This is a genomic window from Ignavibacteria bacterium, assembly GCA_016873775.1.
GTDB lineage: Bacteria > Bacteroidota > Ignavibacteria > UBA10030 > F1-140-MAGs086 > JAGXRH01.
In genome coordinates this window covers 37555-49605 of the sequence record VGWC01000011.1, presented here as the reverse complement: position 1 = coordinate 49605, position 12051 = coordinate 37555, and the positions used below count along the sequence as shown (strand labels likewise).

Genomic DNA, 12051 nt, shown 5'->3' with positions numbered 1-12051 from the left:
CATTTCGCCGTCATTCATTCTTTTTTTTCCAACACCAGAAAGGAGAATAGTTGTAGGACTTCCATCTGCATCGTGTGAAAGTACAAGCGATGATTGAAACACACCTTCATTGACAGGTGTAAATTGAACAATGAGCAAATGAGAATCATTCGGCGCAACGGTAAATGAATTATCTTCCGTTGAAAAAATAGTATTGCTTATATCTATATTTAAAATATACAATGGCGCAGTCCCTTGATTGTAGAAAATAATTGTATCTGTTTTTGTATTACCTGCTAATACGCTTCCAAACCAAATGGCAGTATCGGGCGCATACATTATTGGGAATGGATACCCTCTTCCAAGGATAATTACCGTATCGGGGCTTCCGCTTGCATTGTGTGTAATTTGAATTTTGGAAATGTATTGTTTTGCAGAATCAGGAGAGAATGTAACGGGTATATTTTTAATTTTATTCGGTTGTAAAAAGAACGTATCAGTTGACAAAACAAAAGCCGATTCACTGTTGTATAATTTTCCTGTCAACAATGCTGTTCCGGAATTTCGAATTGTCATCGAATCCTTTTTACTTGCGTGTAAGCGTACGTTGCCAAAAGAAAGAGAATCGTTCGTAAGGAATAATGTTGGCGAAGGTGGGGGAATTCCTTTTCCGAAAACTTTCAATGTATCGGGACTTCCGTATGCATTATGGAGAAATATAATATTACCTGAATACGTAGTAAGAGTAGCGGGGAAAAATGTTACATCAATTTTTTTATTTGTTGAAGGTGAAAGTGAAAATGTATTTGTATCAACTGAAAAAACAGTATTATCGGAAAAAATATTTGAGACGATAAGTTGCGCGTTTCCTCCGTTGGAAATAAAAAAAGAATCACGTTTCTGCGTTTGAATGACGACACTATCAAATGAAATTGTTTGAGGAGAATATGAAAGAGCAGGCGATGGCGGAGGACTTCCGTTTCCGAAAATAAAAACTGTATCCGGAGTTCCCGTTGCATTATGCGAAAGAACAATATGTCCTGATAAATTTCCAGTTGTCGCCGGAGAAAAGGTAACTATGACAATTCGGTTTTCGCTCGGCGCAACCGTGAAATTTGTTGGGTGAATAGAAAACGTTGAATCTGAACTGATGATATTGGTAACTTCAAGCGGAGCCGCGCCTGAATTCGCAACACTGAAAGAATCTTGTTTGAACTGATGCACGATAACATTTCCAAACGAAAGCGACGTAGGTACTAATACGATTTGTGGAGCAATCCCTAAACCTGAAACACTCACACTTGAAAAACCACCAACAGCGTTATGAAATATTTTCACTGATGCATTGATCGTTCCACGCGCAACGGGTGAAAATGATATATAGATTTTTTTATTCTGATTCGGAGAAAGAATAAAATTTGTCGGTGAAGCGGAATACGTAAAATGTGTACTGGTAATATTTGTTACAACAAGTTCTGCAGTTCCAGTATTGGTAATTGTTATTGAATCAAGTTTTGTTGTGTTCACTATAACTTCACTGAAAAAAAGAGTTGCAGGAAAAATGAAAACAGAAGGCGTAATTCCTGTTCCCGTAACAAGTAACGATGTAGGATTTCCAGAAGCATTATGTTCAATAGTAATTATTCCGTTGTACGAAATTGCGTTCGAAGGAGTGAACGTTACGAATACTTTTTGCGTATCATCGGGTTCAATGAAAAAATTATTGGGAGTAACTATGAATGCATTGGTATTACAAGAAACATTGGTAACGTTAAGCGTTGCTGATCCGGGATTCGAAATAAAAAACGAATCGGTGTTGCTCGTATTCACAAGTACGGAATCAAGTGAGAGGAGCAATGTAGATAACGAAATGGAAGGTGCAATTCCCGCTCCTGCTGCGAAAATTGTGTCTGGGGAAGTTAAACCATCGTGAATAAATATTATTTTTCCAGTTTTATTTCCCAAAGAAGTAGGATGAAATGAAACAAAAAAAGTTTTCGCCGCTGATGGTGAAATACTGTCAATCGTTGGAATAACGCTGAAATGATTATTCTCGGAAGTAGAAGTAAGATGCAGTAGTTCTGTTCCGGTGTTAGAAATAACAACACTATCGCTTTGCGTAGAATCTACATACACGCTATCAAACAAAATAAAAGTTTTATTGATTGAAAACTTAGGAAGCGAAACAGTTTTAAATTTCCATCGTTGCGACCAATCACTGATCCCTCCGGCGTTTTTTGCTTTCACGCGCCAGTAATAATTCGTCGCAACAGAAAGCGTTTCTACTTGTTGCGATGTTTCAGTGATGGTTGAGTCATCAAAAAATGTTGCCGCGAAATTCGAATCGGGAGATACTTGCAACCGATATGTCTGTGCTCCAACAGCACTGTTCCAAACAAATGATAGGAGTACTGATTGATGTGTCGCTCCATTATTGGGAGAAAATAATGTTGGAATGGATGGTGGTTGAATTGGCGTTGCGCTGAGTTCGTTGGAAAAACTACTTTCGTTGAATAGTGTATCTACGGAAGTGATACGAAAGTACTGTGTTGTTCCGTTCGGTAAATTCGAAATTGTTTTCATCGTATCATTTCTGTTCGAAACTGAATCGACTTGTATTGACGGATTAGGATTGATACCATGAAAAATACGGTAACGGAAAAAATCTCCATCAATATTTTTATTCCATCGGAGTGTTACGTTTCCGTTTCCTCCGTTGGCATAAAGAAGTAGCGGAACAACAGGTGCAAGCGAGTCGTAATAATAACGAAACAACGTAACCGCATTACTCCAATTTTCATAAACATCTTTTGTTCGTATACGAAAATAATAGTTTGTCTCTTTGGTTAAATCATCAACAACAGTTAATGATGTATCATTGGTTGTTATTATTCGCAGTAAAGTATCTGAACTATCGGAAGTAAGTGCAATAGCATATCCCGCAACAAATGAATTACTGTCTCTTCCGCTATTCCAGATAAAGTACGGGTGCGAATAGTTGTATGCGCGAGCTGAAATAAGTTGTAATGTTTGTAACGAATCAGAAAATCCGTTTGCGATTGTTGGATTTATGGGAGGAGTTACATCGGGAAGTAATACTGTTCTTGAACTATCAGTATACGGTTTAAACAGCACTTCGCCAAGAGAAGCATTATCCGTTTTATCGAAAATTCTTGATGCTATTATATCCTGATTTGTTGTCCCCCAATAGTTATAACGCGCATTGATATTCTGTGTCCCTTCTACATATACTTCGTACTGTCCGTTTCCATAAATATCATTGGAATATTGTAATGTATTTCCCAAGAGGGGACTTGAATTTGCTGAAACATCAATTCCATATTGCGTATTAAAGATGACTTGTGAATTTTTCAATGTCGGCGATGAGGCGGAACAATATACACCAATGCCGCTGGAATTTTTTATTGTCGAAAAATGAATGACCGGAGTTCTCGTATTCCTGCAATAGATATTCGCTGCTGCTCCGTACGTATTTAATTGTCCGGCATTTTCAATAACACAATATGAAAGCAACGAACTTGCAGTATTGTAATCGCTGCCACTTTCAAACAATAGACCTTTCCATCCTCCGCTTGTTCCCGATGCGCTTGTAAAATACACCGGTTGTGATGCACTTCCATTTGCAATCAAGATTCCTTCGTCGGTTGAGGTGCTTCCACCAATGGTTAAACCAACACCTAAAAATTTTACGATAATTCCTGAATCTAATGTCAATGTTGGATTATTTCCGTTGCGAATAGAAATATCATTTCCCAATACTACATACATAGAATCTCCTGGTTGCTTTTTCCACGTTCTGTTTTGATTGAAAATTCCTCCGAGAATTTCCATTCCTTTTACTGCAACACGAGATACATTGTTATCAATTATTTGCGAAAGAACACCAACACGAAAAGATTTTCCGTAGGCATTTGAAAATATACATTCTGATACAATTGGAGTGCAATTTGAAAGTTCACTATATATCACGTACGATGAACTATCAGTAACAAATGTGCAATTGTAAAAAGTTGGGGCGGAATTATTTTTTAAATAAACAATCGAATAAACATACGTAGAATGAGAAAAATCGGTACGAACAAATTTCCCCGACGCACTACTATCGCAAAACAATTCGTATCCATTCGCATTGCGAATGGTTGAATTTGAAATTACCGTACTTGTGGAAAATTTTGTATGTATGTTTGAAGAAATATTATACACATTCGGTAATCCCGCGTTTTCGATAATACCATATTTTATCACGGAACTATCGCCGCCCTTATCGCTTCCGTCGTCGAATAGTATACCTTTCCATCCATTGATATTTCCACTCTCGCTCGTGAAACGAACGGAATCCGTTACCGTTCCGTTTGCTATGAGTTTTCCTTCGTTCGAATTTGAGATTCCTCCGATACGTAATCCGACATTGGAAAATTTTACAACAACTCCGGAATCTATTGTTAGCGTAGGATTCGTTCCATTGGAAACAGAAATGTCACGTTGAAGTACGATATACGTAGATTCAGAAATTTGCTTACTCCAAATTCTGTTCGCGTTTAACGTACCTCCGATGATTTCTATACCTTTATGTGCAAGAGCGGAAAAATTATTTGCGCTGAAGAGTGAGAGAATTCCAACTCGCATTGCTTTTGCATTCTCACTGATAAAAAAATTATTCGTAAGCGTCGGATAAGAAGAAGAATCGCAAAACAACAAATGCGTTGCGCTTGCACTTGAAAAACTGCTATGTGAAAATGTTGGCGATGAATTCGATTTGAGCAACACAAGCGTTGAAACAGTCGTAGAGTTACTGAACGAACTCTGCGTAATACTCGGATTTGCGTTCGAACAATATAATTCGTACTTGTCTGAATTTCTAAACGCTGAATTTGCAATAGAAGGAGTATTCGTGTTTTTACAAAACACGTTTGCTTTTTCATTATCCGCATTCGTATTTGTTTCACCAGCGCGCTCGAATACACAAAAGGCAAGGACTGAGTTACTTCCCCCTACGTCGCTTCCGTTATCAAATACAATTCCTTTCCATTGTGCCGTATCTTCTGAACTCGAGGTAAATCGGATTGAATCCGATGCTGTTCCGAGTGCAATCAATGAACCTGCATCGGAATTAAAACTTCCCGATTTCCCAATTCGTAATCCAGTTCCACTGTCAAATAAAACCGTTACTCCTGCTTCAATAGTTAACATCGCACCATTGAAAACAAGTACTTCACTAATAACACGATAAGGACTGTTCACTGTACTCCACGTAGTATTCGTTGTAATATTTCCGCCAACAGTTGTCGTATCGCTAAACGTTGATATTCGACAAAAACAAAAAAATAAAATTATCGAAATGAAAAAACGAAGTAGCATCATTATTGTAATTTTATAAAATAGGAAATAGTTATTATGGTTGCGGAGGAAATTGCGGCGGATTTCCATACGGATCAAGAACTACTTTTTCTTCGATGATATTCTTGTATAATAAAATTACTGTTCCTGCAATTACAGCTGATGCGCCTCCGTAAATCCACCACATCGTCGTTGAAGCGCTTTCCAACACAATCGTTATTTCTTTAATTTTTCCTTCTTCTATTTCTACAAGTCCATCATAAATTTCATATCCTGCGTTAAATACTACAATTCTGTGTTTTCCTTTCTGAACGCTGACAATCGCATTTCCATTTTCCAATTCATATTGTCTATCGTCTATGAATAATTTTGCGGTTTGCGGCTTTACGTGAATATCAAGCATCGTTATCGGTGTGCTACCACGAAATTCTTCCTGTATATGCATTCTTTGTGCATCAGTGAACGTGTTTTCATATTTCATTCTATTGGATGTATCTTTTTGCGTCGTCGCTTTTATTGCTGTTGTTACGGTAAGATATTTTTTATCATAATGATTATCAGCGGAAACAACTGTGGTAAAAAACAATGAGTCATACAAATCTTTTGTAAGTAAAATCGTATGCGTGCCGGAAATTATCGTAGATTGAAACGGAGTTTGTCCAACTTTTTTCCCATCAAGAATTACTGTTGCTCCCGACGGAACAGTTTCAAGATGATATTCGCTTAGACGCTTCATCTCGGGAATCAAAGTTTCATCTTCGTTCAACGTGATTGTTTGCGAATATACATCATAATGTGGAGCGTGAATTTCAAGAGTATAAATTCCTTTCTGCAACAACTGTTTGTGCAACTCTTTGTTTTTTGAAATCACGTTTCCGTCGAGAAAAACAGAACTGCTATCGGGTAACTCGGAAATCGTGAGAGTAATATCAGTATGTTTTACAAGGTCTTTTTTATCAAACGTATGCCCCAACGAAATGTGAACGTCAAATGCAAGCGGTAGATAACCGTCTTTAGAAATTTCTATACGATGCAATCCTACGCTCAAACGCTTTATGAAAGGAGTTGTTCCAACATTTTCATCATCAATTTTCACATTGGCACCGATGGGATTTGTATCCAGCGAATACTCAATAAGTGTATCAAGTTTTGGAACAATAGTTTTATCGCCGTTCAATGCTACTATTTCTGAAAACGTTTTTTTTCCCGGAGATTCAATCTCCAATGTAAGCGTTCCGCTTTCGTATGCTTTTTTCACAGACGGCTTATTTTCGGAAATAATTTTCCCGTTAACTTTTACAGTATTCTTCTTCGGTAAATCTCTTATGACAAGTGAATAATAAAGTCCCTTCAGCGGAAAAATAAATTGACCATCTAACAACGCTGAAGTTGCATACACAGGATGTTGCACAATAAAATTTTCCTGCTTCGCAAGTTCAGAAACCGATGGAACAAGATAATTATACAACTCTTCAGCCGTAATTAAACCATTTTTGTCGACATCTAATAAACCAATCCAAAATGCATTTTTCATTGCTTTTGAAAAAATACTTTGGTTCAATATTGAACTCTCATAATGCCGCTCATTCTTTCTTCCCGCAGTAATAACTTGAAATCCCCGCGAAGAAATAATTGTTTTGATTGGTGTCGAAGAAATTTTTGGAGGAATCTTTACTTGGAGATTGGGAAATCCGCTCATACAATTATCTATGATTACAAGGATGTGCTTCGCGCTGATATTGTCTGACAATCTACAAATTTCATCCAGAGAAATACTCGTTGTTGGTAATAATTTTTTTCTCCCATCGCTCGGTATCAAATATCCAACCTCTTTTCCTTTCTCGGTTGCAGTTTCCGTTGCGCCCGCCCAATACAATAAAAACCTATCATTGCTACGGATTTTTTTACCTAAATCATTTAACGACTCTCGAATTTTCAATAACGTCGCTTGTTCGTTTTGAAGTATGATAATATTCTGCTTAGGAAATTGAAGTTTCGAAAATAACGATGCTAATGTTTTAACATCTTCAACGGCAAATTTTCTTGTCGAAACGGATGCATCATTGTACGAAGTAATGCCAACAAGTATTGCCCAACTGTTATCGTACAATTGCAATTGTTCGCCCTTTCCTCCTAATACTGCTTCCTGTTCTTGGGAAAAAACAAACGAACTTTCAAGCAAGAAAAATAATGTGAGAAAAATATATTTCACGGTATATATTTTAAGAATACAAGAAAAACATCAATCGTACAAATACGCGCAATCGTAGTTCTTCGCTTCCTTTCCATCGTGCAAAGTAAATACGCCGCCTTTTAAAATACCCGCGCTTCCATATTCTCCTTTTTTGTTGATAGCATAAAATTTTACTTGATGTTTGTAACGACCTTTCTCATCGAGCAAACGTTGTTCTTTATTTCTGTCAACAATTCGCTGACACGCACGCATACACGCTTCTTCCGGAGATTTTCCCTGTCGCATCCATTCCACAACCATCACCGAACTGCAATTAAACAGATTCGATTCTCCCCTTCCTGTTGAGCCAGCAGAACCTACTTCGTTATCAAGATACAACCCCGCACCGATAATTGGTGAATCTCCAACTCTTCCGGAAATTTTGTATGCAAGTCCGCTCGTCGTCGTTACGCACGAAAGATTCCCAAATGAATCCAACGCGCTGCAATGAATTGTTCCATAGTTCCGGTAGTATGGAGCAAAATTCCCACCAATATTTTTTTCTTCAATTGAATGTTGCGGAAGCCAATCATCATTTGTACTCATATTTTCTTTCCATTGTAACCATTCTTGTCTTGCTCGTTCTGTAAGCAAATTTTCTTCCTGAAAACCATGCGCCTTTGCAAAATTTAATGCTCCTTCTCCAACAAGGAGAATATGGTCAGTTCGTTCAAGAACAAGCCTCGCAACTTTTGATGGGTTTTTAATATTGCGAAGCGATGCAACTGCGCCTGCTCGATGCGAAGGTCCGTGCATCACGGCTGCATCAAGTTCTACAATGCCGTTTTCATTAGGCAATCCTCCTAAACCAACGCTTGTATCATTCGGGTCATCTTCTACAATATTTACACCCGCGATAACTGCGCCAAGTGCGTCGCCTCCTTGCTGAATAATTTCCATTGCTTTGGTAATCGCAGGAATTCCGTTTGAACTGGAAATGACAATTGGTTTACGTGTATGTAATTTTTTTTCTTCGGAATTTTCTGTGACTGAAAATGAAGGGAGAAGCGACGTTGCCGCAAGGAATGATGTTTGTTTAAGAAAATTTCTTCGAGTAGTTGAATGCATAAGTTCTTTTAAAATTTTGTGAGAAAATTTAGTAATATTTCAAGAAGAAATAAAGAGACTTACAAGAAATTCAATACTTGAGATAACGTTATACACTCAACGAATTTTTCATAATTTTACTTGTCATTTTTATGAGCATTCGCGTTCCTTCTTTTTTTCGAAAACAAAAAATCGTTCCCGCCTGGCAATTTCATTGCGATGGAATTCTTTGGCGTATGAAGGTAAGTGACAATGGGTTGATAATTGGCGAAGACCGTGATACGGAAAAAAAAACTGTTTCTTTTTTTTGTATCGAAGAAAAACGCGGTACCGTTCTCTGGAGCAAACTCGCATTCGAGGAATCGTTTTGGATTAGTGTAGATTGTGTCGTTGCAAATACGATTTTCTTTCACGAATTCAAATCACCTTCACTTCCAGAAAAAAGAAAAATTTACGCAGTTGATGCACGAAACGGAAAACTCTTGTGGAAAAATGAAGAACTGCGGTTTCTTTGCGCTCTGCATAATTGCGTTTATGCTACCAAAGATACCTTTGCTTCACGAACATTGGTCGTACTCGATATTCATTCGGGAACTATCATTCGTGAATTTGAAAATGAGAATCAACAACTTGATATCATTACGCAGGATGCGGAACGCGAGCAAACATATCACTATTTGCAATTACCAACAGTTTTTTCGTTGAATAGTATAGTATCACAAGAGCGATTGCATGGGTTGAAAAAATATTTTCTTTCTCATCGCATAATAGATGAAATCGAATTTTTTGAGAACGATACTTTTGCAATTATTTCTTACTACGAAAATATAAGCGAATCACTATTGACACCGAAACTGAATCAGCAACTGCATATTTTCAATAAACAAAAATCGTTCAAAAAAGTATTTAGCGATCTCATTGCGCAAAACGCAATAATGGTACTGCACGATTCGTTTTACTTAAAGGATAATTTTCTTTTCTTTATTAAAAACAAAAAAGTTTTAACCGCACTCAATTTGTATTCTCCTACAACATAAACAGTTATGAACACACCAATACTTTTTTTTGTATTTCTTATTACCTCCCTTTCATTCTTCGCTTACAACGTACGCCGATTAATATTGTACCTTCGCATCGGCAAGCCTGATGAATCACGATTCAATAATTATGAAAAACGCATGGACAATGTTATTGCTGTCGCTTTGGGACAAACCAAGTTGCTTCGCGAACCGTATGCTGGGATTTTACATGTTTGCATTTTTTGGGGATTTAATATTTTACTTCTTGCAGTTTTGGAATCAATCGGAGAAGGATTATTTGCTGGATTCTCATTTTCATTTCTTGGCGGATTGTATGCCCCATTAATTTTTTTAGAAGAGGTACTTGCTTTTCTCGTAGTTGTTGCAGTGTTTTTATCATTAGTTCGAAGATTTGTTTTTGTTCCGAAACGTTTACGAGGCACGAAAAGAGAAAAAATAGAAGCCGCCTTTGTGCTCATTGTCATATTCTGCATTATGTTTTCAATGTTCGGACAAAACTCCGCAAGAATGTTTGTGCATCCAACGTCTTCGGATTCGATGCGTGTTTTTTCGTCACTGTTTGCTCCTCTTGTTTTTCACGATGCACATTTTTGGTTTGCATTTTATTGGTGGATGCATATAGTTTTTGTTTTCGGATTTCTCAACTTTCTTCCGTATTCAAAACACCTCCACATAATAACTTCATTCTTCAATGTGTACTTTGCAAAATTCTCATCACGAGGTACACTCAAACCACTCTTCCTTGAAGATGAAAATGCAACAAAGTTCGGTGCAAATGATGTGGACGATTTATCGTGGAAACAACTGCTTGATGGATATACGTGTACAGAATGCGGTCGTTGCACGGATTCATGTCCTGCGAACATCACGGGAAAACCGCTTTCTCCGAAAAAAATTATTGAAGACATCAGAAAACGCACTATGGAAAAAGCATCATTGTTGTACAGTTCCATCAAGAGCGAACAAGTAAATTTAAGCAAACCGCTACTTGACGGATACATTACTGAAGAAGAATTGTGGGCGTGTACAACGTGTATGGCATGTGTTCAAGAATGTCCCGTTCAAATCGAACATATAGATTCTATCGTTGATATGCGGCGGTATTTAGTATTAAATGAATCGCGCATTCCGAAAGAAGCGCAAACTACTTTTTCAAATCTTGAACGAAATTTTACTCCTTGGAATTTTAGTCACTCGGAACGCACTGCGTGGGCACAAGGTCTCACTGTTCCTACTTTTGCAGAAAAGCAACATGCAGAAATTTTGTTTTGGGTAGGTTGCGCGGGTTCGTACGATGCCCGATATATCAAAGTAACGCAAGCGTTCGTGAAAATAATGCAACAAGCGAACATTGATTTTGCAATACTTGGTTTGGAAGAAAAATGTAACGGTGATGTTGCACGACGACTCGGAAATGAATACCTTGCGCAACTCTCAATGCGAGAAAATATTGAAACAATGAAGAAATACAATTTCAAAATCATTGTTACATCTTGTCCGCATTGCTTTAATATTTTTAAGAATGAGTATCCACAATTCGGAGGAAATTATGATGTTTTGCATCACACAGAATTTATCTCGCAACTGATTGCAGAAGGAAGAATAACGTTATCAAACGAAATCAGAGAAGCAATCACCTATCACGATTCGTGTTACATCGGAAGATACAATAATAACTATAACTCGCCACGAAAAACATTGCAATCCATTCGTGGATTACAATTACTTGAAATGCCGCGTTCAAAAGACAAAGGATTTTGCTGCGGAGCAGGAGGAGGAAGAATGTTTTTAGAAGAAACTATTGGAAAACGAGTGAACATTGAACGCACAGAAGAAGCGCTTTCGCTTAATCCTTCAACAATTGCTACGGCGTGCCCTTTTTGTATGACGATGATGACAGATGGTGTAAAAGCGAAGGAAGCAAGTGAACGTACGAATGTGAGGGATGTTGCAGAAATCGTTTCCGAAGCAATGAAACATTCGAATAGTTAAAAAAAAGGCGATTCGGGAAGAATCGCCTTTTCGTACCAGAGTACTTCTCTTGCAAGAGATGGAAAGAGAATTTCTTTTCAGAAATTCGCCAAGTGTTTAGAAATCGAGAGCAGATAAAACATCGCTCAATGTATTCTGCACTTCGGAGATTTTTTCATCTTGAAGAAGAAGTGATTCCAACATTGGTGATGATTGTTTTGCTTCACGAAGTTGCGCTGCTAACTCAGTAGAAATACCAGCGGGACCTTTTCCTGCTTGTTCGCGACGCAACACGGGAGTGAGTTTATCACGGACTTTGTTTGTTGTGTCTTTGAGTGAGGCGCAGGATTTTGCAAGTTTTTCAATCTCTGCTTGAATAGTTAATTTCCCGGTACTCGGGGTTGGTTCTGCCATAAAGATATC

6 protein-coding genes are annotated in these 12051 nt (G+C 37.7%); 2 read left to right on the top strand and 4 right to left on the bottom strand.

Going from position 1 to position 12051, the window contains the following annotated elements:
- The 3 genes from FJ218_03045 to FJ218_03035 all read right to left on the bottom strand — a co-directional run.
- On the bottom strand, positions 1-5427 hold a 5427-nt coding region (locus tag FJ218_03045; protein MBM4165887.1), incomplete at its 3' end, for a choice-of-anchor D domain-containing protein.
- A complete protein-coding gene (locus tag FJ218_03040) occupies positions 5393-7549 on the bottom strand; it encodes a PEGA domain-containing protein (GenBank protein ID MBM4165886.1) in 2157 nt (718 codons plus the stop codon). The genes FJ218_03045 and FJ218_03040, both read right to left, overlap by 35 nt.
- Positions 7550-7579: 30 nt before the next feature.
- Complete coding sequence (locus FJ218_03035) at positions 7580-8638, bottom strand: N(4)-(beta-N-acetylglucosaminyl)-L-asparaginase (GenBank protein ID MBM4165885.1); 1059 nt, start codon at positions 8636-8638, stop codon at positions 7580-7582.
- A 131-nt stretch (positions 8639-8769) separates the two neighbouring features.
- Here FJ218_03035 and FJ218_03030 point away from each other — a divergent pair, with 131 nt between their 5' ends.
- Both FJ218_03030 and FJ218_03025 read left to right on the top strand, forming a co-directional pair.
- A complete protein-coding gene (locus tag FJ218_03030) occupies positions 8770-9654 on the top strand; it encodes a DUF4905 domain-containing protein (protein ID MBM4165884.1) in 885 nt (294 codons plus the stop codon).
- A gap of 6 nt (positions 9655-9660) precedes the next feature.
- On the top strand, positions 9661-11649 hold the full coding sequence (locus tag FJ218_03025) for a (Fe-S)-binding protein (protein ID MBM4165883.1): 1989 nt from the start codon (positions 9661-9663) through the stop codon (positions 11647-11649).
- A 96-nt stretch (positions 11650-11745) separates the two neighbouring features.
- Here the strand turns inward: FJ218_03025 and FJ218_03020 are convergent, their stop codons facing one another.
- Entirely contained in the window at positions 11746-12042 is a 297-nt protein-coding gene (locus FJ218_03020) for a hypothetical protein (protein MBM4165882.1), read from the bottom strand.
- Positions 12043-12051 lie beyond the last annotated feature (9 nt).

What these genes read in the sequence shown, in the direction of transcription:
- FJ218_03025 (MBM4165883.1), top strand. Translation starts at nt 9,661, where the DNA reads ATGAACACACCAATACTTTTTTTTGTATTTCTTATTACCTCCCTTTCA.
- FJ218_03035 (MBM4165885.1), bottom strand. Translation starts at nt 8,638, where the DNA reads ATGCATTCAACTACTCGAAGAAATTTTCTTAAACAAACATCATTCCTT.
- FJ218_03030 (MBM4165884.1), top strand. Translation starts at nt 8,770, where the DNA reads ATGAGCATTCGCGTTCCTTCTTTTTTTCGAAAACAAAAAATCGTTCCC.
- FJ218_03020 (MBM4165882.1), bottom strand. Translation starts at nt 12,042, where the DNA reads ATGGCAGAACCAACCCCGAGTACCGGGAAATTAACTATTCAAGCAGAG.